Origin of the sequence: Methylophilus methylotrophus DSM 46235 = ATCC 53528 (assembly GCF_000378225.1) — a bacterium.
GTDB classification, from domain to species: Bacteria; Pseudomonadota; Gammaproteobacteria; order Burkholderiales; family Methylophilaceae; genus Methylophilus; species Methylophilus methylotrophus.
This window is the reverse complement of record NZ_KB905141.1, coordinates 1182316-1206569: the sequence shown is the minus strand read 5'-3', so window position 1 is coordinate 1206569 and position 24254 is coordinate 1182316. Positions and strand designations below refer to the sequence as shown.

22 protein-coding genes and 1 tRNA gene are annotated in these 24254 nt (G+C 49.9%); 14 read left to right on the top strand and 9 right to left on the bottom strand.

Annotated features, from left to right (window positions below; all coding sequences use genetic code 11):
- Positions 1 to 3: 3 nt before the first annotated feature.
- The 4 genes from secF to tgt all read right to left on the bottom strand — a co-directional run bounded on the left by secF (position 4) and on the right by tgt (position 5465).
- Entirely contained in the window at positions 4 to 948 is a 945-nt protein-coding gene (secF, locus tag F463_RS0105875) for a protein translocase subunit SecF (RefSeq protein ID WP_018986131.1), read from the bottom strand.
- Between the two features lie 29 nt (positions 949 to 977).
- Entirely contained in the window at positions 978 to 2807 is a 1830-nt protein-coding gene (gene secD / locus F463_RS0105870; protein WP_018986130.1) for a protein translocase subunit SecD, read from the bottom strand.
- A 57-nt stretch (positions 2808 to 2864) separates the two neighbouring features.
- Positions 2865 to 3179: a preprotein translocase subunit YajC gene (gene yajC, locus F463_RS0105865; protein ID WP_018986129.1), complete on the bottom strand. Its 315-nt coding sequence runs from the start codon at positions 3177 to 3179 to the stop codon at positions 2865 to 2867.
- 1095 nt (positions 3180 to 4274) lie between these two features.
- Positions 4275 to 5465, bottom strand: a complete 1191-nt coding sequence (tgt, locus tag F463_RS0105855; RefSeq protein WP_018986127.1) for a tRNA guanosine(34) transglycosylase Tgt — start codon at positions 5463 to 5465, stop codon at positions 4275 to 4277.
- A 155-nt stretch (positions 5466 to 5620) separates the two neighbouring features.
- Here tgt and pssA point away from each other — a divergent pair, with 155 nt between their 5' ends.
- The 4 genes from pssA (at position 5621) to F463_RS0105835 (ending at position 9737) form a co-directional block, all read left to right on the top strand.
- Complete coding sequence (pssA, locus tag F463_RS0105850; protein WP_018986126.1) at positions 5621 to 6409, top strand: CDP-diacylglycerol--serine O-phosphatidyltransferase; 789 nt, start codon at positions 5621 to 5623, stop codon at positions 6407 to 6409.
- Positions 6410 to 6546: 137 nt separating this feature from the next.
- Positions 6547 to 8079 carry a 2-isopropylmalate synthase gene (locus F463_RS0105845; protein ID WP_018986125.1) on the top strand — a complete coding sequence of 511 codons (1533 nt, stop codon included), beginning with the start codon at positions 6547 to 6549 and terminating at the stop codon, positions 8077 to 8079.
- 75 nt (positions 8080 to 8154) lie between these two features.
- Entirely contained in the window at positions 8155 to 9048 is an 894-nt protein-coding gene (gene yedA, locus F463_RS0105840) for a drug/metabolite exporter YedA (RefSeq protein WP_018986124.1), read from the top strand.
- A 20-nt stretch (positions 9049 to 9068) separates the two neighbouring features.
- Positions 9069 to 9737 carry a histidinol-phosphatase gene (locus F463_RS0105835; RefSeq protein WP_018986123.1) on the top strand — a complete coding sequence of 223 codons (669 nt, stop codon included), beginning with the start codon at positions 9069 to 9071 and terminating at the stop codon, positions 9735 to 9737.
- 40 nt (positions 9738 to 9777) lie between these two features.
- Here the strand turns inward: F463_RS0105835 and F463_RS0105830 are convergent, their stop codons facing one another.
- Both F463_RS0105830 and F463_RS0105825 read right to left on the bottom strand, forming a co-directional pair.
- Entirely contained in the window at positions 9778 to 10872 is a 1095-nt protein-coding gene (locus F463_RS0105830; RefSeq protein WP_018986122.1) for a porin, read from the bottom strand.
- A 140-nt stretch (positions 10873 to 11012) separates the two neighbouring features.
- Positions 11013 to 11846: a cytochrome C assembly family protein gene (locus F463_RS0105825; RefSeq protein WP_026295347.1), complete on the bottom strand. Its 834-nt coding sequence runs from the start codon at positions 11844 to 11846 to the stop codon at positions 11013 to 11015.
- A 140-nt stretch (positions 11847 to 11986) separates the two neighbouring features.
- Here F463_RS0105825 and ffh point away from each other — a divergent pair, with 140 nt between their 5' ends.
- From ffh to F463_RS0105800, 4 genes are all read left to right on the top strand, one after another.
- Complete coding sequence (gene ffh, locus F463_RS0105820) at positions 11987 to 13348, top strand: signal recognition particle protein (RefSeq protein ID WP_018986120.1); 1362 nt, start codon at positions 11987 to 11989, stop codon at positions 13346 to 13348.
- Positions 13349 to 13487: 139 nt separating this feature from the next.
- Positions 13488 to 13563 (top strand) — tRNA-Lys (locus F463_RS0105815).
- Positions 13564 to 13962: 399 nt separating this feature from the next.
- Positions 13963 to 14418, top strand: coding sequence for a DUF6988 family protein (locus F463_RS0105810; RefSeq protein WP_425411190.1), 456 nt, complete (start codon positions 13963 to 13965; stop codon positions 14416 to 14418).
- A 767-nt stretch (positions 14419 to 15185) separates the two neighbouring features.
- On the top strand, positions 15186 to 15521 hold the full coding sequence (locus F463_RS0105800) for a hypothetical protein (RefSeq protein WP_018986117.1): 336 nt from the start codon (positions 15186 to 15188) through the stop codon (positions 15519 to 15521).
- A 296-nt stretch (positions 15522 to 15817) separates the two neighbouring features.
- On the opposite strand, the gene F463_RS0105795 is transcribed toward F463_RS0105800, so the two are convergent.
- On the bottom strand, positions 15818 to 15988 hold the full coding sequence (locus tag F463_RS0105795; RefSeq protein ID WP_154650016.1) for a hypothetical protein: 171 nt from the start codon (positions 15986 to 15988) through the stop codon (positions 15818 to 15820).
- A gap of 316 nt (positions 15989 to 16304) precedes the next feature.
- On the opposite strand from F463_RS0105795, the gene F463_RS0105790 reads away from it, so the two are divergent.
- Entirely contained in the window at positions 16305 to 16484 is a 180-nt protein-coding gene (locus F463_RS0105790; protein WP_018986115.1) for a hypothetical protein, read from the top strand.
- Positions 16485 to 16773: 289 nt separating this feature from the next.
- Here the strand turns inward: F463_RS0105790 and F463_RS14145 are convergent, their stop codons facing one another.
- Positions 16774 to 17217 (bottom strand): OB-fold protein, encoded by a 444-nt coding sequence (locus tag F463_RS14145; RefSeq protein WP_018986113.1) that lies wholly within the window; start codon positions 17215 to 17217, stop codon positions 16774 to 16776.
- 38 nt (positions 17218 to 17255) lie between these two features.
- A complete protein-coding gene (locus tag F463_RS14950; protein WP_018986112.1) occupies positions 17256 to 17420 on the bottom strand; it encodes a hypothetical protein in 165 nt (54 codons plus the stop codon).
- 384 nt (positions 17421 to 17804) lie between these two features.
- On the opposite strand from F463_RS14950, the gene F463_RS0105770 reads away from it, so the two are divergent.
- The 5 genes from F463_RS0105770 (at position 17805) to F463_RS0105750 (ending at position 24253) form a co-directional block, all read left to right on the top strand.
- Positions 17805 to 19316, top strand: a complete 1512-nt coding sequence (locus F463_RS0105770) for a DEAD/DEAH box helicase (protein ID WP_018986111.1) — start codon at positions 17805 to 17807, stop codon at positions 19314 to 19316.
- Positions 19316 to 19774, top strand: a complete 459-nt coding sequence (locus tag F463_RS0105765) for a YaiI/YqxD family protein (protein ID WP_018986110.1) — start codon at positions 19316 to 19318, stop codon at positions 19772 to 19774. Before F463_RS0105770 ends, F463_RS0105765 begins: the two co-directional genes overlap by 1 nt.
- A 148-nt stretch (positions 19775 to 19922) precedes the next feature.
- Positions 19923 to 21074, top strand: coding sequence for a GGDEF domain-containing protein (locus F463_RS0105760; protein ID WP_018986109.1), 1152 nt, complete (start codon positions 19923 to 19925; stop codon positions 21072 to 21074).
- 205 nt (positions 21075 to 21279) lie between these two features.
- On the top strand, positions 21280 to 23916 hold the full coding sequence (locus F463_RS0105755; protein WP_018986108.1) for a putative bifunctional diguanylate cyclase/phosphodiesterase: 2637 nt from the start codon (positions 21280 to 21282) through the stop codon (positions 23914 to 23916).
- 124 nt (positions 23917 to 24040) lie between these two features.
- Entirely contained in the window at positions 24041 to 24253 is a 213-nt protein-coding gene (locus tag F463_RS0105750) for a hypothetical protein (RefSeq protein ID WP_231587237.1), read from the top strand.
- Position 24254 lies beyond the last annotated feature (1 nt).

The following is a 24254-nucleotide window of genomic DNA, read 5'->3' as shown; positions in this document are numbered from 1 at the left end:
CGCTTAAGGTGCGATGGCTGCTTCGTCTTCCTTGGGTTTTTTCTCAGTGTCGCCAATCAGGTTGGCGCGGTTCACACCCAGCCACATGGCGATTGGGCAGGCAACCAATACCGAAGAGTAAATGCCGAACAAAATGCCGATTGTGAGTGCCAGTGAGAAGTTGTGCAGGGTTTCGCCACCAAAAAACAGCATGGAACAGACCATGGTTTGTGTCATCAAGTGCGTGATAATCGTACGCGACATGGTACGCGTAATGGCGTTGTCAATAACCTGTACCGCACTGGCTTTACGCATTTTTTTGAAGTTTTCACGCACGCGGTCAAACACCACCACGGATTCGTTGACCGAATAACCCAAGACGGCCAGGATTGCCGCCAATACCGTGAGGTTGAACTCCCACTGGAAAAAGGCAAAAAAGCCCAGGATGATGATCACGTCATGCATGTTGGCGATAATCGCCGCCACGGCAAAGCGCCATTCAAAACGTAACGCGAGGTAGCCCATGATACCGGCACACACCAGTAACAAGGCCAAGGCGCCGTTCTCGTACAGCTCCTCACCCACCTGGGAACCTACCGACTCTACCCGGCGCACTTCTGCCCCTGCATCCGCACCTTTTAGCGCAGTGGAGATTTTTTCCGATAGCTGTGCAATGGATAATTCTTTTTTGACTGGCAATCGGATGAGCACATCCTGGCTGGAGCCGAAGTTTTGTACCGTCACATCTTTTAGACCCACCCCATCCATCACCTGGCGGATTTGCTCAATATTCGCCGCCGCCGGATAATGTACTTCCATCACTGTACCACCGGTAAAATCCACGCCGTAATTGAGGCCACGGTGCAGCAGGAAGAAAACCGCCAATACAAAGGTAATCAGCGAAATCGAAGTGGTCAGACGCCCGTAACTCATGAACGGGATGTCTTTTTTAATTCTGAATAATTCCATAATCTGTACTCAATAGGTTGTGACAGCGATTAACCGATTTGCAGTTTTTCAATCTTGCGGCGGTAACCATACAATAGGTTGACCAAGGCGCGAGAGACCAGCACGGCGCTAAACATGGAAGTCATGATGCCCAGCACGTGGACAACTGCAAAGCCTTTGATCGGGCCAGTCCCGAACATAAACAGCGCCAGGCCAGCAATCAAAGTGGTCACGTTGGAGTCCAAAATGGTATCAAACGCACGGTCGTAACCGGCGTGGATACTGGCTTGCGGCGTGTTGCCATTACGCAGTTCTTCGCGGATACGCTCGTTGATCAGGACGTTAGCGTCAATCGCCATCCCCAGTGCCAGCGCAATCGCGGCCAGGCCGGGCAGGGTCAGCGTCGCTTGCAACATGGAAAGAATCGCCACCAGCAACAGCAGGTTGACGCCCAATGCCATCACTGACACGCCACCAAACACCAGGTAGTACACCATCATCATCACGGCAATTGCTGCAAAGCCCCACAGGGTTGAATGTACGCCGCGCTTGATATTTTCTTCACCCATGCTAGGGCCAACCGTACGCTCTTCGATGATTTCCATCGGTGCTGCCAGCGCACCGGCACGCAGCAGCAATGAAATATCGGTCGCTTCCTGTGCGTTGGCCATGCCTGAAATCTGCACACGGCCACCGCCGATTTCTTCGTTGATGACTGGTGCCGTAATGACTTCGGTGCTGCCTTTTTCAATCAGCAAAATCGCCATGCGCTTGCCCACGTTTTCACGGGTCACGTTTTTAAAGATGCCAGCGCCGCGGCCATCCAAAGTCACGTTCACCACAGAGGCACCATTCTGGCCATTCACACCCGGCCCAGCGTCGGTGATGCGGTCACCGGTCAGGACTACGCTTTTCTTAACCAGTACAGGGCGGCCTTCACGGTCACTAAACAATTCATCACCAAAAGGTACCTGGCCATTTTGTGCTTTTTGCAGCGTGGCCATATCAGATTTCTCTTCATCCACCATACGGATTTCCAGTGTAGCCGTACGGCCCAGGATTTCCTTGGCTTTAGCAGTATCCTGCACGCCAGGCAATTGCACCACAATGCGGTCCAGGCCTTGCTGCTGCACAATAGGCTCAGCCACGCCCAGTTCATTGATCCGGTTATGCAAGGTTTGCAGGTTCTGCTTAAGCGCAAACTCCTGGATGCGTTTTTGCGCCATGACGCTCATGCTGGCGGTCAGGCTGATATCTTTATCACTGCCGGAAATTTTGTAGGTCAGGTCAGAAAAATCTTTAGCCAACAGGTTGCGTGCCCTGGTCGCTTCGGCTTCTGATTCAAATTTCACCACCACGACCTGTCCTTGGCGCTCAATACCGTAGTAGTTGATTTTTTCCTTGCGCAAAGACATGCGGAAGTCACCAACAGTGCTTTCAGCCGCTTTGTCAAGTGCCGCTTTCATATCCACTTGCAGCAGAAAATGCACACCGCCACGTAAGTCCAGACCTAAATACATAGGTTTGGCGCCTATGCTTTGCAACCAGCCTGGCGTTTGTGGCACCAGGTTGAGCGCAACGGTATAGTCTTTGCCGAGGTTGGCGACCAGCTTGTCTTTTGCCAGCAACTGCGTATCCGTCGTGGCAAAACGTACTTTGACACCACTGGCATCCATAAACAGCCCGTCAAACGGGATGTTAGCCAGTTTCAGCGTGCTTTCCACTTTCTCCAGCAGGCTCTCGTCTAGCTTGAGGGATGTTTTTGCCGGGCTGATTTGCACTGCAGGTGATTCACCAAAAAAGTTTGGGATCGTGTACAGCAGGCCAATGATAATCACTGTGCCGATCAGTACGAATTTCCATATCGGATAACGGTTCATAAGAAACTCTTGGTCGGAATGAAAGACGCGTAGTCTTTGTTCGTATAAATGGTTTGTTTAAATGGATTTCAGGGTGCCTGGAGGCAGCAGGGTTTGTACAGTATGTTTCTGTACATTCACTACTGTATTGGCCGCAATTTCAATGCTGACAAAGTTTTCACCCACTTTAGTCACCTTGCCGACAATGCCTCCGGTTGTGGCCACTTCGTCGCCCGCTTTTAATGTTTCCAGCATCGATTTATGCTGTTTAGCCTGCTTGATTTGCGGGCGGATCAACATAAAGTAAAACAATACAAAAATCACCACCATAGGCAAGAAGCTCATGATGTCGGTGGCAGGTGCGGCAGCTGCGTATGCGTTGCTGATAAACATATTTTTTGTTCCTGAATCAATCTACGAGATAACTCGCGATTCTAGCACAGGCGAGGGAAGAATAAATGGCGCGGTGTGATTCGAGAGTGTATGCAAGTAGTTTAGTAAAAAGGGGTGAAGGCTGTCCGGCGTAAGGTCTGACAAGAGTAGACCATGCCCTGCGCCTGCGGAACGGCTGGTTTTTGTAGAGCCAACGTGCCCTGCAACAAATCGTCATTTTGGCGGAGGCAGGATTCAGGTAACGTGAATACTTAGTTCAGCGGTAGGGTGGGCATATATGCCCACGCGGGTGATGGGTGATTGTTTGTCACGCATTATTTCGCCTCTCGGCGAGTTACTTTTCTTTGCTTGCACAAAGAACAAGTAACCAAAAGAAAGTGCACCCCAGCTTCCGCTTTTATTCTGTGCTACTCGGCTTGCCGGGCGTCCATCGAAACTCGCCCTGACAAGCCACACAGAACGTGGCTTGTTGCGGAACTCGAACAGTCGATGACCGAAAGCTCCCGCCAAGCCTGCGTTGCTCGGCGCGTCAGATGGAGGCCCGAACACCATGCGAGCACCACCCTCATTGGAGTGAATAAAAGAATTGGTGTTTTCCAACCTTCCAAACTTCAACAGTGTGGCTTTGACGAGATAAATCCCATCCCATCACGCTGAGTAGCGGAGACAAAGTAAGAAAAAAGGGAGCGACTGTTTGAGCTCCGCGACAGCTTGCGTGGTGTGCAAGCTGTTAGGGCGAGTTTCGTGACCGCTTACTTTGTTGATAACTAAGACTGCGAAGCAGTCTGTTACGGCGTAGGCTAACTTGCGCAGCAATGTTAAGCGCAGCGGCCGTAGCCAACAACACAAGGGAGCCGTTAGGCCGTGATGGCTGGGTGCCCTCTTCTTTGGCTTCGGCCGCCACTTTGTGGCTTAACCTAAAGGTTAGCCTTCACCGCAACACTGCGTTAGTTGTGGTTACTTTCTGTGGGGCAAGCAACAGAAAGTAACTCGCCTACAGGCGAAATAAAGTGTGTAATAAGAACGACCTTTTGTTCTAATCATGCCTAGTTGCGACTCACTCATGCGCCAGATTGAGTCTTCTACAGTTCGGAGTTAACGTTTCTCCGCTCGCTTCCGAGCAAACTCCGCCTTAAACGCCTCAAAGCGGTTCTCTTCAATCGCTGCACGCATCTCCTGCATCAACACCTGGTAGTAATGCAAGTTATGAATGGTGTTCAAACGTGCCCCAAGAATTTCACCTATGCGGTGCAAATGATGCAAATAAGCCCGGCTGAAGTTCTGGCAGGTGTAGCATTCACACTCATCATCCAATGGGCGCGTGTCCGTCTTATAGCTGGCATTTTTGATTTTAACATCACCATATTGCGTGAACAGCCAGCCATTACGTGCGTTGCGGGTTGGCATGACGCAGTCAAACATATCAATGCCGTAGCTGACTGCATCGACCAGATCTTCCGGCGTACCCACACCCATCAGGTAGCGCGGTTTGTCTTTTGGCATTTGGGGTGCAGTGTGCGCCAGGATGCGCAGCATGTCTTCCTTGGGTTCACCCACAGACAAGCCACCAATGGCGTAGCCGTCAAAGCCAATCGCTTCCAGGCCTTGGCGTGAAATGTCGCGCAGGTCTTCGTACATGCCGCCCTGGATAATCCCGAATAACGCATTACCATTGGTTGGCGTGTTGTCTGAACGTAAATGGTTCACTTCGTCAGGGCCACCCACCATGGTGAGTGTGCGTGTGATGGTCTGGGTTTGGTAGACATTAAACGCATCCCGGCTGCGTTGCGCCCAGCGCAGGCTGAGTTCCATAGACTTGCGTGCCTGGTCGTGGCTGGCTGGGTAGGGGGTGCATTCGTCAAAAATCATGACGATGTCACTGTTGAGCACGCGCTGTATGCGCATGGACTCTTCAGGTGTTAAAAAGCAGCGGTCACCGTTGATGGGTGACTGGAATTTCACCCCTTCTTCGGTGATTTTGCGTAACTCTCCCAGGCTCCATACCTGAAAGCCGCCAGAGTCTGTGAGGATAGGATTGTTCCAGCCCATGAATTTATGCAGGCCGTCATGTGCCGCAATCACGTCTAGACCTGGGCGCAGCCACAGGTGAAAGGTATTGCCGAGCACGATGTGCGCCTGGATGTCATTGAGTTCTTGCGGAGACATGGCCTTGACCGTGCCATAAGTGCCCACGGGCATAAACGCCGGGGTTTGTACTTCACCATGCGGCAGGCTGACCGTGCCACGTCGAGCAAGCCCATCGGTATTGTGTAAGGAAAACTGCATGAAAATGACGTTAAATAGCTGAAATAAACCAGCATTTTAGCACAGCGTGATGACTCCTCCTGACCATGTATGAGTGCTTTTTCGTCGGTTGACCGTGCTTGCATTTTTTGTCATTGCCCGCAACAATGCGCATATCTCTATTGTTGATCTTTCTTATGTCTGACTCACAAACCCGCTTATCAAAACGTGAAGAACATACCAGTTTGCGTCAGCGTGGCATTTACCTGCTCCCCAATTTATTCACCTCCGCGGCATTGTTCGGTGGGTTTTATGCCATCGTTCAGGCGATGAACCAGCATTTTGAGCAATCGGCGATTGCGATTTTTATCGCGATGGTGATGGATGGTCTCGATGGTCGCGTGGCGCGCATGACCAAAACCCAAAGTGCATTCGGTGCAGAATACGACAGTTTGGCTGATATGGTGTCTTTTGGAGTGGCGCCAGCATTGATTATGTACGTGTGGGCATTGCAGCCCATGAATAAACTGGGCTGGATTGCCGCGTTTATTTACTGCGCCTGTGCAGCGTTACGACTGGCCCGTTTTAATACCAAGCTCGATGATCCATTTCAGGACAAGCGGTTCTTCCAGGGCTTGCCCAGTCCGGCGGCCGCTGCCTTGCTGGCTGGCTTTGTCTGGGTCTCCTACGAATACAATATTGATGGCCGCGAGATTTTCTTTGGCGCCTTGCAGGTCAAATGGATTGCCTGGTTCCTGACCATCTTCGCGGCCGGTTCCATGGTGTCTGACCTCAAGTTTTACAGCGGCAAGGATATCAACCTCAGACATTCGGTGCCGTTTGTAGCCATCCTGGCGGTAGTCATGGCGTTTGTGCTGATTTCATATAGTCCGCCAGAAGTTTTGTTCAGCGTAGTATTCGTTTACGCTTTGTCTGGCTACTATATGTGGATACGTGGCAGGTTAGAGGCGAAAAAAGCGGGCTGATGCAGTGCCGGTCAATCGAAAGCGCGCCCCAAGAGGCGCGTTTTTTATGCATCTTATCAACTGGGTAAAACATCTAAGATTGTGGTCAATTATAGGACAAGCGAGTAAAATTCACGCCTATCAGATTAGGAACATACATGGAACAAATTATTATTTTTGACACCACGCTGCGTGATGGAGAGCAAAGCCCGGGCGCCGCGATGACCAAAGAAGAAAAAATCCGCATTGCCCGCCAGCTGGAAAAGCTGGGCGTGGACGTGATTGAAGCCGGCTTTGCTGCCGCCAGCCCGGGTGATTTTGATGCGATCTCTGAAATTGCCAAAGTGATTAAAACCTCTACCGTGTGCTCACTGGCCCGTGCCAGTGAAAACGACGTGCGACGTGCGGGTGAGGCGATCCAGCATGCGGCAAAAGGCCGTATCCACACCTTTATTGCAACCAGCAAAATCCACATGGAAAACAAGTTGCGCATGACCGAAGACCAAGTGGTTGAACGGGCTGTGCAAGCCGTGAAATGGGCGCGCGAATACACCGAAGACGTGGAGTTTTCTGCCGAGGATGCGGTCCGTTCAGAGATAGATTTCCTGGTACGTGTGTTTGAGGCCGTGATTGAAGCCGGTGCCAAAACTATCAACGTGCCGGATACTGTTGGCTATAGCATTCCTTCCGTGTGGGGTGAGCGCATGGCCGAGCTGATCAAGCGTGTCAAGAACTCTGACAAGGTGATTTGGTCTACCCATTGCCACAATGACCTGGGCATGGCGGTGGCTAACTCCCTGTCTGCCGTCATGAACGGCGCGCGTCAGGTGGAGTGCACCATCAATGGCCTGGGCGAGCGCGCCGGCAATGCCAGCCTCGAAGAAATCGTTATGGCGATTAAGACCCGCAGTGATATTTTCAACCTGACCACGCGCATCGACACCACCCAGATTGTGCCTGCTTCCAAGCTGGTGTCGACGATTACGGGCTACCCGGTGCAGCCGAACAAGGCGATTGTCGGGGCCAATGCGTTTGCACACGAGTCAGGCATTCACCAGGATGGCGTGCTCAAACACCGCGAAACTTATGAAATCATGCGTGCTGAAGATGTGGGTTGGGGCGCGAATAAACTCACCTTGGGTAAATTGTCTGGCCGTAATGCTTTCCGCACGCGCTTGAAAGAGCTTGGCATTGAGCTTGAAAGTGAAGATGCACTCAATGCGGCGTTTTCGCGTTTTAAAGAGCTGGCGGATAAAAAATCCGAGATTTTTGATGAAGACTTGCACGCATTGGTGAGTGATGAAGTGGTGCAGGATACCGCCGAATTGTTCAAATTGGCTTATCTGCAGGTCGCGTCACAAACCGGTGAAATTCCGCATGCGATTTTAACCTTGGGCGTTGATGGCGCAGAGCAGCGTACGGAAGCCAATGGTGGCGGCCCGGTCGATGCGACCTTCAAGGCGATTGAAAACGTGGTGAAAAGTGAATCCGAATTGTTGCTTTACTCTGTGAACAACATCACTAGCGGCACGGATGCGCAAGGTGAGGTCACGGTGCGTCTCGCTAAAGGTGGACGCATCGTCAATGGGCAGGGCGCGGATACTGACATTGTGGTTGCTTCTGCCAAGGCTTATTTAAATGCATTGAATAAGTTGTATGCCAAACCGGAAAAACTGAATCCGCAAGTGTAATCACGGTATTGGCAAACGCTTGCTGTGGACCAAACAGCAAGCGTTTTTATTTTTTTGGAGAAAGGTTAAGTCGAGATGGCGCAGAAAAATCAATGGTGGCTGGTGATCATTGCGCTGACCTGTACCTATTTCATCTGGGGCTCCACCTATCTCTTCATCAAATACGCCATTGAGAGTTTTCCGCCTTTTGTCATGGTGGGTATCCGATTCACGATTGCCGGTGCTTTGTTGTATGGCATCTTGCGCAGCATGGGGCATGCAGCACCTACGCTGGCGCAATGGCGTGGTGCAGCTTGGGTAGGATTATTGCTGCCCGTACTCGGCAATGGTACCGTCTCGAATGTGCAATTACATGTCTCGTCTAGTGTTGCTGCGTTGTCGATTGCCACAGCACCTATCTGGATGGCTGTTTTTTCCAGCTTGTGGGGGCACAAGATCAGCCGCCGCGAGTGGCTGGGGATAGGCATTGGCCTGGTCGGGATTTTGTTATTGAATACTCGTGGTAGTTTGCAAGGCGACTGGCTCAGTGCCGGTTTGCTGATGTTTGCGGCGGCTTCGTGGTCGCTGGGCTCGGTGTGGAGCAAGCATATGGCCATGCCAAGCGGCTTGATGGGTGCCGCCAGCCAGATGTTATGCGGCGGACTGATTTCATTTTTATTCAGCGTCGCGTTTGACGAACATTTGCCCGCCCATATTTCGACACAGTCATGGGCTGCGATAGGCTTTTTAATTGTGCCAGGCTCCATGATTGCCTTCTCGGCGTACCATTGGCTGTTGCATCATGTGCGGCCATTGGTCGCCAGCAGCAATACCTTTGTCAATCCGGTGGTGGCCTTTGTGGTCGGCGTCTGGTTTGCCAATGAGCATATCCATGTCATGGAATATATTGCGTTGGCCGTGATCCTGGTCGGCGTGTTTCTGGTGCTGACCTCAACGACTGAAGCCGTGCCCGAGGAACAGATTGTTTAATTATTCAAGAAGTTGATTTTATGAAACAAAACCTGGCGTTATTTGATTTGGACAACACCCTGCTGGCCGGGGATAGTGACTATAACTGGAGCGTGTTTTTAATTAGCGAAGGCTTGCTCGATGCCGAGCAGCACAAGTCACGCAATGAACAGTTCTACGAGGATTATAAAAACGGTTGCCTGGATATTTATGCCTTCCTCAAGTTCCAGTTACAGCCTTTGGCGCAGAATCCCAAAGCTTTTCTGGATGAACTGCATAAAAAATACATGGAAACAGTCATCCGCCCGATGATGACGCAAAAAGCCCAAGACCTGGTCAACCAGCATAAAGCCAATGGCGATTTGTGTATGGTGATTACGGCGACCAACAGCTTTGTCACCAAGCCAATTGCCACTGCCTATGGTATTGAACACCTGATCGGCACAGACCCTGAAATGGTCGATGGACAATTTACCGGTGGCGTCAGTGGCACACCCAGTTTCCAGCAGGGTAAAGTGACGCGCCTGAATGAATGGCTGGCGGCCCGTGGGCAAACGTTGGTGGACTTTGAAACCAGCTATTTCTACAGTGACTCACACAACGATTTGCCATTAATGAAACTGGTGACCAACCCGGTGGCAGTCGATGCGGACCCCACATTGACCGCGTATGCCAGCGAACATGGCTGGCCGCATATCAGCCTGCGCTAAGGTGCATCATCGCTGGCGCTAAGGTGCATCATCGCTGGCGCTAAAAACTCAGTGTCAGTGCCGTGACAGCCATCAGGTTGTTATCGACCAGTCGCGAGCCCTCTTTGTCAAAGATTTCGTCGCGGCTGTTCAACTTGCGTAACTCGTTGCGCCATGCCATGCGCGGGTGAAATCGGTAATCCATATTGACTGAGTAACCGGTGGTCTGGAAACCATTGCTGGTACCAGTATTGATAATCACACCGTGCCTGTCGTTGTAATGTTCCAGCCTTGCCGCAAATTGCAGCCGGTCTGAATAAGTATACCGCAGCACAATATTCGGACTATACCAAATGTTGTATTTGTCACTGCCAGGGGCCACCTGTTCAGCGCCGATATCAAAAGCCGTCGTCAACCCCCAGTGTTCATTGAGCTGCCACTGCACGTAAAAATCATGAAAATAGCGCATCTGCCGCTGGGCGTCGGATTTATCGTTGCCGATAAATGAGCTGCTATTAATCGTGATTTTGTCACTCGGTTTATAGGTGAGCTGGTGTCCAATCGAAGGCGTAGTATTGTCGTTGGGTCTATGAATCCGTTGCCAGCCAGTGAGTAATAGTCCACTCAGCAGCCACTTGCCATCTGGTGTGGTGTAACTCAGCTTGGCCCCGGTTTCAAAATACGGGGAGTTATCGGCCATCAGGCTACGTGTGAGGGTCCAGTTATCTATGCCAATTGCGCTCTCAAAACCAAGATGCGAAGACATCACGCCCATGTCCAGCCAAAGGTCATGGGCATCGGAAAGCTTGATACCGATATTGGCTTCATAAAGGTTGCGCAGGCCATGCGGCTCGGCTGCGTAGTTGGCACGCATATAAGTGCCTGAGCCCAAAGCCAGGTTCGCGCGTACACGTTCGGTTGATAGTGCGGCTTTGAGGACGCCCAGGTTGATGCTTGGGCTGTCAGTCACATTGTGGCTGTACACAAACCCGGGCCGCCTGTCATTGTCCGGCTTGTTAAAGTCATGAATCAGGTAGGTTTCCAGATATGCGCTGAAATGCAAGGGTGAGCTGCCGGAAGTGGCTGGCTGTTCTTCGGCCCCGGCTGAGAATGTCATGCAAAATAGGGGCGCAACTAATAATAAAGATGGTTTCATGCTCACTTCCAATGTCTATGCGATCAAGACGGGGTCAGCAGAATATGTCGCCGATCCTATCAATCGCATAAACATAGCATGAGGTCAAACTGTTGATTTAGCCGGAAAGCAATCAAAAAACCACTTACTTTTAATATGGCTTAGCGGCCCAGCACTACATGCAGCACAAAACGGCTACCAATGTAAGCCAATAGCAGCAGTACGAATCCCATTAAGGTCCAGCGTGTCGCAGTTTTTCCGCGCCAGCCGTATTTAAAACGGCCAAACAGCAGCCAGGCGTAAATCAGCCATGAGGCAATCGAAAAAATGGTTTTGTGGTTGAACTGCAAGGGCTTGCCAAAAATTTCTTCACTGAACAGCATACCGCTAATCAGGGTAATGGTCAGCAAGACAAAGCCAACATGCAATACTTTAAATAGCAAAGACTCCAACACCATCAGTGGCGGAAATTCTGGCAAAGCCAACCAGCTGTTTTTCTTGTGCAGTGCTTGCTCGGCCATGCGCATGAGGCAGGCGTGCAGGGCGGCGAAAGTAAAAAGGCTGTAGGCGACCATAGCAATCAATATGTGCAGGTTGAACAAGGTGAAGCCGTGTGTGTCTACATAATAGTCTTTGACCGCAAAGCCCGGCATGAGTACGAATAAGGCTGCAGGTGGTAATACAAAAGCTTGCAGGCTACGTAGAGAGTGTTTTAAGTCGGCTAGCCAGTAAATCAGCACCGTCAGCCATAAAATAGCCGAGAGTGCATAAAAAACACCCAGGTTCAGTGAGCCGATGGCAAAAATATCGCGGTACAGCAAGCCGCCATGCATGACCAGGCCCAATGCCACCATGGCACTGTGTAATTGAAACGGAAACGAATTTTCATCCACCGGTTTGCCCTGTGTGGCAATGCGCCAGTAGTCGAGCGCCACGGCCATATAAACAAACGCGACAATCAGGTAAGGAAGCAGGTGTTGAGTCATGCCTGGCATTATGGCAAAACTCGCCGCATTCGACCAGCACGTCGCCAAGGTCTTGCGAATGATTGCCATGACTTTATTTTAGGGATGGGCTTGCATGAGGTAAAATTCAAGCCATTACCTATTCATGAATTGTGAAAGAAAGGCATTCCATGCTGGAAAACCTGACCGGCCGTTTGCAGGGCGTTATTAAAAACCTGCGCGGCCAGGCACGACTGACCGAAGACAACATTGCTGACGCCATGCGCGAAGTGCGTATGGCGCTACTGGAAGCCGATGTGGCGTTGCCCGTGGTGAAAGAATTTATTGCCCGCGTCAAAGAGCGCGCCAATGGCCGTGATGTGCTGCAAAGCCTGACGCCAGGCCAGGCCGTCATTGAAGTGGTGAATGAAGAACTCACCGAGCTCATGGGTAAAGCCAATGAAGGCCTCAACCTGGCTGCGGTGCCACCTGTGGTGATTTTGATGGCAGGTTTGCAAGGGGCCGGTAAGACCACCACCTCGGGCAAACTGGCCAAATTGCTCAAAGAGCAAAAGAAAAAAGTATTGCTTGCCAGTGCTGACGTGTACCGCCCGGCCGCGATCACCCAGCTGCAAACCCTGGCCAAGCAGCTTGAAATAGACTGCTTTGACTCTAACCCGCAGCAAAAGCCACTAGAAATCGCTGCGCAAGTCATGGGCCAGGCCAAAAAGAATTACTACGATGTGGTGATTTTCGATACGGCCGGTCGCTTAGCCATTGATGAAGCCATGATGGCCGAGATCAAAGATCTGCATAACTACCTCAAGCCCACCGAAACCCTGTTTGTGGTAGATGCCATGCAAGGCCAGGATGCCGTCAACACCGCCAAAGCCTTTGGTGAGACTTTGCCACTGACAGGTGTGATCGTCACCAAGCTCGATGGTGATGCGCGTGGCGGTGCAGCACTTTCCGTGCGCCACGTCACAGGCAAACCGATCAAATTTATTGGCGTGAGCGAAAAAGTGGATGGCCTGGAACCATTCCACCCTGACCGCATGGCCGGCCGTATTCTCGGCATGGGTGACGTGCTCAGCCTGATTGAAGAAGCGCATAAAAAAGTTGACATGGCTGAGGCGCAAAAAGTCGCCGACAAAATCAAGTCCGGTGCCAAGTTTGACCTCGAAGACTTCAAGGCGCAAATGCTGCAAATGCGCAAAATGGGGGGCATGGCCTCACTCATGGATAAAATGCCCAGCCAGATTTCTGGCATGGCACAAAAAATTAACACCGATGATGTTGATAAATCCATGCGCCGTATCGAAGGCATTATTAATAGCATGACGCCAGAAGAACGCCGCAAACCGGAGTTGATTAAGGCCACACGTAAAAAACGCATTGCCGCCGGCAGCGGTGTGCAAGTGCAGGATGTAAACCGATTGCTCAACCAGTTTGAAGAAACCCAAAAAATGATGAAGATGTTCAGCAAAGGCGGGATGGCAAAACTCATGCGAGGCATGGGCGGCATGATGGGTGGAAAATTCCCCGGAATGTAAAGCGGCAAAACGGGATGAATAAAAAAATAAACTTTTTATACAAAAAAAGCCAAAACAGCATTGACCAAATTTAATTCATCCCCCATAATCGCGTTCTTTCAAATTTGACGCAAAACACAGCGGCAAACAAGAAACAGATGGGGTGTTAGCTCAGCTGGTAGAGCAGCGGACTTTTAATCCGTTTGTCGTGGGTTCGATCCCCGCACACCCTACCAAATTATAAAAGACGGCTTGCAGGAATGTGAGCCGTTTTTTCTTTTCTCTATTCCGAATGATTAAACACAGCGCGGACTGATTGTCCGTTGGTACTGTGTTCGACTCATAGAGGGCCACTTAATGATGAGAGTCAAGGTTAACGCCGTGGGTCTCTTTTGTTTTGTAGTGCTTGTTGAAGGCATCAATTTAATGCATCGTTAGCAAAAGTTCAGAAGAGGCTGATAATGTCAGATAGTCATGTGCACCTTGTTTTAAAACGATCTGAGCAACTTGATGGAGAGATTATTTCTAGATTTACACCATACAAGTCTACAAATAATAAAGATCAAATCACACAAATCTGTAGTGATCTTTCCTTTCAGCATGCCAAATCATTACGCGTTTAGTATGATTTAGAGCTGGATGGGACTGCTACAGCAATACTGCGGATGCAGTTTGAGTCAGTCGTTAGGATGGTGTGGCTTCATTTCTCGGCGCCGAATAGCTTCATTGAAAGCTATGCAGGAAGCATTTTTGTTGATAATCCACCAAAGGAATTTCCTTCAGTTGCAGAGATGATAGCGAAAATAAAAAAGTGTGGTGTTAAAGGTCCAGGAGAAACTCTTGAAGAGTTCAAAGATATTGCATGGAAGGGTATGAATAATCATATCCATAATGGTTATTTAGCTCTCTCACGTCATGTTAATAGCTACCCTGAAAAATTGGTAATTCAAATTATCAGAAATTCAAACGCTCTTAATTTGATGGCGGCGATGGTTTTGGCAAGAATTAAACAGAGCAAAGATGACGTGAATTTTGTCAAGAATTTACAGTTAAGCTATCAAGACATAATGCCCGAGTTACGATTTAACTAATTTGAATATCAAAGAACATATGAATATTAAAGATTTAACAACAGTTCTATTCAGTATTGCTGCGATAGGGATTATTCTGCAATTACTATGTTGTATTCCTTTCAACAAGAGGGACTACTTCAAACAAGGTTCCTATATAGAAGTAATGAGAAATATAAAGAAAGAAAATACTCTTTTAGGGAATTTTGTTTACTTTCTTTCATACATGAACATTTTTGTTGTTATTGCAATGTTTGCATTGAGTTTTGTTAAATAAAACCACCCCCCTGATAACTTAGTCTCTAAAAATTCACGGCAATATTTCGTCGGGTTCTCAAGCCGCAACTAGCCCAATTTTCTGAAACTCACCACTTCGAAGCCACAAACCCTGCCCAAACTCGCGCGCCTTGAGCCATAGCCAAGCAATCAGTGGCTGGATGATACGACGATAATCCTAGTGACAATCGTTGACCATTATGTTGGCTTGGCGTGGGAAGTCGTATTTTTCGAGGCGGTAGTTTTAGTGTTGATGCTTAGTTCCGCTTGTTAGATGGGCAGTACATCGTGAAAGACTCAGGTTAACGCCTTGGGTCATTTTTTGTTTTGAGGTTGCAATGGGTAACTATGTTGTGGAACTGCTTAAGACTCGTCAGCTGAATGAGTGCAGCCCTCAAAAGCATGGACGTTGCCAAAGATATAGTTGAATAACCGGCAATGATCCAATGCACGATTGCTTTAGCCTACCTTTATCACTAGAATGAATTTTCCGAGTATCTCGAGGTGACAACATGGCGATTAATAAACGAATAGTTTCAGTTTTATTCTTTGGTGCGCTTTATTTGGGTGCCTCAACCAGCGTGATTGCTGAAGATAAATGGGCGGATGGCCATGTAGACGAACATGAACACCATCATGGGAAAGATGGTCATGCCGACGAGCACGAGCATCATCACGGCAAGGATGGTCATAAAGACGAGCATGAGCATCATCACGGTAACGACGGCCACGCCAACGAACACGAGCATCATCATGGAAAAGATGGCCATGCTGATGAGCATGAACATCACCATGGGGCGGGTAGCAAAGATGAGTCACATGAGCATCATCACAAGACTGGTAAGTAAGTCAGCGCTGTCAGTTTGGTTGGGTTGTAGCAGGGGCACACTTGTGTAATAAATTGAGGTATTAAAAACGGCCTGACGCATGGCAAGCCGTTTTTTTACTATGTAGTATGAAGATTAAACTTGGCTGGCATCAATCAAAAATAGGCATGTTGATTTGACTCTAATGTCAGACCAGGCATGTCTGTTGGCTTCCCAAGCAAGCAAAAAGTAAGCACCAGTCGGTCTCAATGAGTTCTATAGACGCCATGCTGGAGGTATTGCGGCAATATTTTGTATTTGCCAAGGCGGCAAGTTGCTTAGTGGGTTTTGTCGGTATATTTGTGATTTTCAAGCTTGATCACGGCCTTGCCTAGCTCAAGCCTAAGATCGTTTAATTCGTTTTCTTTATGCGTGATTTCAGCTTTTAATCGCACAACTTCCTGCTCGGTTTCTGCTAACAATTTATCCTCGGTCATGTTTTCCATCATTTTCTCCTCATATCGGCAATGATCATCCATTTAAACTCGGCACATCGGGTGCCTTATCTGGCTGGACTGAAAAGCCACGGTCAAATTTCCTGAATATTGAAGATAGCGTGGTTGACCAAGCTTGTTTATCAGAAGAATCCTATAGCGCTGTCGGAATTTCTTGGTTAACGGCAGCGATGAATAGTGGCAAAGCTAGCTCACTTTAGAAGTGAGTCATCGTCTTACAATGCAATCAGCCATATTCTGATAATCCCTGCTTGTCTATCTCTCTATGATCAGGGTGAACGATCAAAGGAACGGTGAAAGGTGAAATGCGATGACTACTGGCGTAATACTCGGCTCCAATGAACAGCCTGTTGACCAGAGTGAATACTTGGTGTTCAGTCCGAACAGAATTCAAGATACCAATATCGGGGATGTTCAAGTGGAGCAGAAAATGAAACCTAGCGATATTTCCAGAAACGATTTGAGTGGCCGCCCCAATATTGAGTTGTAGACAACTATTTAGTTAAGGGTGGAAGTGATAGTCATAGGAGATCAATATGGCGATAAACAGGAAGACTGTTCACCGATTGGATAAGCGGCTACGAGATCAACAAATAGATGCACATCAAAAAGCAGTGATTGATGGCGAGGTAGGAAGCCCTCCCAAGCCAATTAGAAAAATTGTGGACTTGCGCAATGAACCGCAAGTCAGGCCGGGCGAGATGCTTGAGGATGACAAGTTCACTCAAACCTAAGGCTGAAAGAGAAGCCAGTTGACTGGCTCTGCATTGTCCCGGTTTTTATTCCAGAATCTTGCACTCCCCAGCCATGGGGATCTCCGAAATGTTACCTTGCCCTATGCATTGCAGGCGGATACTTTGGCCTGGTTGCAGTTCCGCGGCTTGGTCTTTTTCACTTTGCTGAAATGCAAACTGTGGCTCCTTGCCAGGCTCTGTGCCACCCTCCAGGCTGACGAAGGGCTCCTTGATGAAATTCTTGCTGGTGTCCGCAATGATGCCACTGACATTGAAAGTTGCGTCCTTAAATTTATTGTCCGCGGCAACAGGATTATCGGCGTACTCTTTGGCGATCTCATTTGCTGTAGTTTCAAAGGGCGTTTGCTCCTGGTGCAGTTGATCGGCGGACTGCTCTGCAATTTTCTCCGGTGGCTTGTCGCAGGAGGCCAGGCTTAAAATCGTCAGGCCAGCGATCATGGCGTATAGATAGAGATAAGTTTTTTTCATTACAGACTCCTTTTGTTATGCGTTTTGGTCATCAGGTATTAAAGCTCTTCAAATGGAATAAAGTTTTCAGGGGTGTCAGTCGGAACATCCATAATGCCACTGCCAAAGGGTGGAGTTGATTTATCCAAGCTAACAGCGGCCGGCTTGGTCTCGTTGGGAGGCTGCAAAACGATGACTGATTGCGTAGAGATGTCCCGGGTCATCAATGCCTCCTTGTTTGCCTTCTTTTATTCCACTCTTAAGCCGATTTTCAGTACATAAATGATAGAGGTGACGGTCGCATGACATTATCCGAACCATGCTGATTGTGCTGTCAGAAAATCCCGCAAGCGCCAGTTGCAGGGCTTGCATAGTGCTACGAGTGAGGGGACGATAGAGCGTTGCGAGTCTGTAGTTTAAGATTCAGACACGCTGAACAGCTTGAGTTATAATAACGTTTCCCTGCGCACTACCAATCAGCGCAGCGGTTCTGAAATTCCCCCTCATTATTTGCCCGTTAGTCCAGATTGGTGTTGCTCACGCAACAGACCAACGCCCGATGAATTCATTGCATGAAAATTCATGCAATCTCTATAAGTTGAACAACCTTGTCACAAGAAAACACACCTGCAAACGTCACGTTTGCTGATTTAAATTTATGCGCGCCTGTGCAGCGCGCGATTGCCGATGCCGGCTATACCTCACCCACGCCTATCCAGGCGCAGGCGATCCCTTATGTATTACGCGGTGGTGATTTGCTCGCCGGGGCGCAAACCGGTACCGGTAAAACCGCTGGTTTCACCTTGCCGATTTTGCACCGCTTGTCTGAAGCGCCTTTGACCAACCAGGCCAAAGGCAGGCCACGTTGCCTGATTTTGTCGCCCACCCGCGAGCTGGCGGCACAAATTGGCGAGTCAGTGATCACCTATGGCAAATATTTGCCATTGAAAAGCATGGTGGTGTTTGGCGGCGTCAGCATTAATCCGCAAATCAACCGCTTGAGCAAACCGTTGGATATCCTGGTGGCGACGCCGGGCCGCTTGCTCGACCTGGTGCAGCAAAAAGCGCTGGATTTATCTGGCATTGAAATCCTGGTACTGGATGAAGCCGACCGTATGCTGGATATGGGTTTTATCCACGACATTAAAAAAGTGCTGGCCTTGCTGCCCAAAAAACGGCAAAACCTGTTGTTCTCGGCGACATTCTCTGACGAGATCAAGCAGCTGGCAGATAATCTGCTGAATACGCCTGATCTGGTGGAGGTGGCCCGGCGGAATGCGTCGAACGCGCTGATTGAGCAGAGTGTGCATATGGTGCCGCAGGCGCATAAGCGCGCCATGGTCAGCCACTTGATCAAGCAGAACCAGTGGAGGCAGGTATTGATTTTTACGCGTACCAAGCATGGCGCTAACCGCCTGGCAGAAAAGCTGGTGAAAGACGGCATCCCGGCGATGGCGATTCACGGCAACAAGAGCCAGAATGCGCGTACCGCTGCACTGGCACAATTCAAAGCTGGTGAGATTCCAGCCTTGGTCGCGACCGATATTGCCGCTAGAGGACTTGATATAGACCAGTTGCCGCAAGTGGTGAATTTTGAATTGCCCAATGTGCCGGAAGACTATGTACACCGCATAGGACGTACCGGACGTGCCGGTGCCAGCGGCGCCGCGATTTCACTCGTGGATCGCGAGGAACTCAAATTGTTGAAAGACATTGAGCGCTTGATCAAGCGGGAAATCCCCAAGGTGCCGGTAGAAGGGTTTGTGGCACCGGAAAAGGGTAGTGAACAGCCTGACCGTCCGCCGCGTGGACAGCAGCCGCGAGGGCAGAATCCACGTGGGCAGAATCCACGTGGAAAAAATAATGCTCGTCAGCAACAGGGCGCATCGCAGAAGTCTGGAGTAAATGCCGCCAGCCAAAAAGCCCCACAATCGCAACAGCGTCAGCCGCAGGTGAATAACCCACGTCCGGCGCAATCCCATGGTGACAAGGTTGCGAAGGGCAGCAATCCACCTGCCAATGGGCATCGTCCTCAAGGGGCGCTATTTGCGCCCAAGCCAGGCGCATCCTCGCAGCATCAGCCACAAGGTCAGAGCCGCCATAAACCGAAAGCCCGCTGATGCAGATTTTGGTGGATGCCGATGCGTGCCCGGTGGTGATTAAGGAAATCCTGTTCCGTGCCGCTGATCGCGCCAAAATCACCACCGTTTTCGTCGCCAACAAGCTGTTGTATGTGCCGCCTTCAATGTACTTGAAGGCGATACAAGTGGCCAAAGGCTTTGATGTGGCAGATAACGCGATTGTGGCCATGCTGGAGGCGGGTGATCTTGTGATCACGGCGGATATTCCGCTAGCGGCGCAAGTGATAGACAAGGCTGGTCATGCCTTGAATCCCCGCGGTGAGTTTTATTCGATTGAAAATATCCGTGAGCGCCTGGCAATGCGCGACTTTATGGAATCATTACGTGCCAGCGGCGTCGATACACAGGGGCCTGCTGCCATGCAGTCTTCTGATCGCCATACGTTTGCTGCGCAGCTGGATCAATTCCTGGCCCGTCATCAATCCAGACTGAGGTAAGCCTGGTCCGCGGCTGACAATATGATTTTTATTCGATTGTAATGAATTGAAAACCCTTTTGTTCTAACTGGTTATTTTCAAAGGCTTGTATTAGCATGAGTTAAAACAATGTAGCTAAGGCTATATGTAAAAGAAGAGGTCTGGACTCATGAGTTTGCAAACTCGGATTGACGAAGCACTATTTCACCGACTGTTATCGGGGGCGCGTATTCCTTTGCTGGGGAGTGCATTTGGTGGTTTGCTTATTGCGTTGTCACAGCTGGGCTCAGAAAACAGTCGTTGGTTCCTGCTCTGGTGCGCAGTTGTGTATATCGTGATTATCTTCCGCGTCTATTGTCTCAAGCGCTGCAAACACATGCTGGCCAAACATGGGTTCAGTTATCCCCTGGCCTATCAATATTGCCTGACCCTGGCGCTCTCGGGGTTGGCCTGGGGAGCATTAGGTTTCCTGGCAAAAGATGCACCCCCCATGACGGTGATTATTGTCATCACGGCTATCCAGGCCATGGTAATGGGTGGGGTAGTGACGATGGCTTCCTGTATCCCTGCTTTTTTTGCTTTTAGTTTGCCAGCCATGCTGCCAACCGTGCTGGTGTTTTCATTCAGCGAAAACCTGTCGAGTTTCATCATGGCAGTGTTTAGCGTGATTTTTTACCTGTTGATGATAGGCGTGGCTTACCGTTTTAACCAGTCTTTACGACAGGCGGCACGCATCAGTTTTGAGAACGAGGATTTGATTGGCTCTTTAAAAGAGGCTTACCACAAGATTTCTTTGCATAACGAGGAACTCAATCATGTCGCGCATCATGATGCATTGACGGGATTGCCTAACCGCAAATTGTTGTCTTTACGTTTGCAGCAGGCGATGGAGTTGGCCAAGGCCAAAAAGAATGGGACGGCTATTCTGTACCTCGACCTGGATGGCTTTAAGGCGGTGAATGACCAGTTGGGGCATGAAGCGGGGGATTTAGCCCTGGTGGAAGTGGCCCAGCGGTTGAGTAGTGTGATTCGCGGGAGCGATACACTGGCCCGTGTGGGAGGGGATGAATTTGTGGTGGTGCTCTCTGATTTGCCCACGCAGAGCAAGGCATCAGTAGAAATGGTGGCCCAGAAATGCCTGAGGGTATTTGAACGGGAATTCCAGATTCTTGATCACATTTGCCAGCTGGGGACCTCGATAGGGTTAACTTTGTGTCATGAGGGCGATGCGATAGAGGCAGTTTTGTCTGCCGCAGACAAGGCCATGTACCAGGCCAAGTTACTGGGGTGCGGACAAATGTCCTGGGCACCCGAGTGTTAGGCACCTGGTCATACTGTTCAGTTGTCATTGCTGAGAGCATTTTATTCGTTGCGCAAGCAAGCTTGCCGTGGTTTGTCATAGACGGTAACTGTGTTGCACATCCAGGCTAAATTAGCCAATTTACCGGGGATTTGCATGCGTGTTTTGGGATTTGATTTCAATCACATCCCTTACAGTAGTGGACGGGGGCTTAGGCTAAACATCCATGACTGCACAACAATTCACATCTGCAGGGCGGGACAGGCTTATCAGACATTTATGGCTGATGGTGCTGTTTGCGCTGTTGATTTGCCTGTTATTGCTCATCTACTCAGATCTGTTTGCGCCAGTGCATTTCGCCGCTATCGTGCTGCTCGCGATTGGAATCGGCTTATGGTGCCTGGTGACTGTCCTCGCCTGGCGCCAGCGCCGCCTGCTCTTGGCCAGGCAGGCTGCCGATCTCCAAACATTGAACCAGGTACTGGCACATGCTTTTTCCAGTGAAGAGTTTTCCCCGGTCAAATTTTCCCCGGCGCAAGAGGAAAGCGTGCAAGCCGGCTGGCAGCAATTGCTTGACCAGAGTCAGGAATTAAGTGCCTTAGACCCATCTGGCAGGCAGCATCCTCAGCATTTGAATCAGCTTTACCTAGCATTATCCCAATGTAACCATGCGATTGTGCAAAGCCAGGATAAATATATCCTTTTTGAGCAAATTTGTCGCATCATCGTTAACCTGGGCCATGCCAATATGGCCTGGATTGGCGAGCTGGGTGCCGATCATAAGCGCATCACCGTCCTCAGCGCATATGGTTCAGGCATTCATTACCTGGATGAAGTCGAGATCTCGGCTGACCCGGCCCAGCCCAGTGGTAAAGGGCCTTGCGGTTTAAGCCTGATTTCCGACCATCCCTACTGGGTGCATGACTTTCAAACCAATCCTATGACTGCCCTATGGCACGAAAAAGCCAGGGAGTTCGTCTGGAAATCTGCCGCTTTTTTACCCTTGCATATTGAGGGCAAAGTGATTGGCTGTTTGGCGCTCTATGCTGGAGAAACTCATGCGTTTGAGCCCGACACCCAGCGCTTGCTGCAAGGCATGGCGGCCAATATTGACTTTGCCCTCGACCGCTTTGAAGTACAGGCACAGCGTAGCCTGATCCAGAGCCATTTACAAGACAGTGAGCAACGAGCACGACTGGTGCTGGAAAATGCACTGGATGCGATTGTGAATATTGATATGCAGGGCCTGATTGTGGAATGGAACCGGGCTGCGGCACATATCTTCGGCTATACGCGCGCCGAAGTGTTAGGCCGCCGGCTCGAAGACCTGATTGTGCCGCCAGAGCACCGAGACGCACATCACCAAGGGATCCTCAGGTTGCAACAAACAGGGCAGTCCCGCCTGTTGGGCAAGCTGATCGAGATTAAGGCTTTGCGCAGGGATGGCAGCGAATTTCCTATCGAGTTAACCATTGTTGAAATTGAGCGTGGTCACGAACATTACTACAGTGCGTTTATCCGTGACATTACCAAGCGCAAAGAGGCGGAAGAGCGTATCCGTGTACTGGCAAATTACGATACCCTCACTGGGTTGCCAAACCGAAATTTGCTCAATGAACGGGTGACGGTTGAAATTGAAAAAGCCTGGGACCAGGATGGCCAGTTCGCGTTGATGTTCCTTGATCTTGACCATTTCAAGGATGTAAATGACAGCCTGGGGCATCGCTATGGCGATAACTTGCTTATTGCCTTGACCAAGCGTTTTGAAAGCCTGGTGCGGCCGCAGGATACGATTTGCCGCCTGGGTGGAGATGAATTTGTGTTTTTGCTGGCAGAAGCAGACCATGTGATTGCCAGGGAAGTGGTAGAACGCTTGTTGAAAGCTGTTGAACAGCCGTTTGTCATAGACCAGTATGAACTCACCATTACGGCATCCATCGGGGTGGCGATTTATCCTGATGACGGCCTGGATATGGAAAGCCTGCAACGCAATGCCGATGTGGCGATGTACCGCACCAAAAAAGAGAGCCGCAACAGTTACCGCTTTTTTAGCAATCATATGCAGGTGCAAACAGCGCGTAACTTGCAATTGGTCAATGCCTTGCGCCAGGCGATTTCACTGGGGCAACTGGCAGTGTACTACCAGCCGCAAGTGGCGCTGGATACTGGCCGTTTGCTAGGTGTGGAAGCCTTGCTGCGCTGGAAGCATCCCCAGCTCGGTTTTATTTCACCCGCTGAGTTTATCCCGCTGGCAGAATCGAGTGGTCTGATTATTTCCATAGGCAGCTGGGTGCTGGAGCAAGCAACACAACAAATTTATGCCTGGCGGCTGGCAGGCTTGCACGGTATCTCGGTGTCAGTCAATTTATCCAGTATCCAGTTCCGCGACCCTAAGTTGCCTGCGCTGGTGAAGTCTACCCTGGAGCGTTACAACGTTTCACCAGAATGCCTGGAACTGGAGCTTACCGAAGGCGTGGCACTGGAAAACCCGGAAGGGGCTGTGGCCATGATGGATGCCTTAAACAAACTCGGTGTGCGCCTGTCGATTGACGATTTTGGGACCGGGTATTCTTCATTGAGCTACCTGAAAAAATTTAAAGTCTACAAGCTCAAGGTCGACCAGACCTTTGTCCGCGATATCAGTACTGACGATGAAGACAAGGCGATTGTCATTGCGATTATCCAGCTGGCCCGCAGTCTGGGGCTCAAGACCATCGCTGAAGGGGTGGAAACGCCCGAGCAGAAAGCATTCTTGCAGGCACAGAGCTGTGACGAAATGCAGGGCTACCTGCTCAGCAAGCCTCTGAACAGTGACGATGCGACGGCATTCTTGCTGTCATATGTTCCACCTGCTGTGCCCTGACCTCAGGATTCAATTCAACCGCTATATCTATCGCTTCTTTTCTCCTCTTACTAGCAATGTAAATCCGCTTGACAATGTAAATGATAATTATTATCATTTACTGAAGGTTTAGCAAAGGAGCGTCATGATGAAACGTCAAACAGTGGTTGGAAAAACGATGTTGGCTGGAAAGACTGCCTGCAAGGTGCTTTACCATCAGTCTTCGGACATGGTGGAACTGGAGGTTGGCGGTACCACACTCAAGTTTGACGCCGATCACTTTATTGTGATCAATGAAATGTTGCGCAAGGCCGCGGCGCGCATTGTGATGCAAACCGAAATTGAGATGATTGTTTAAA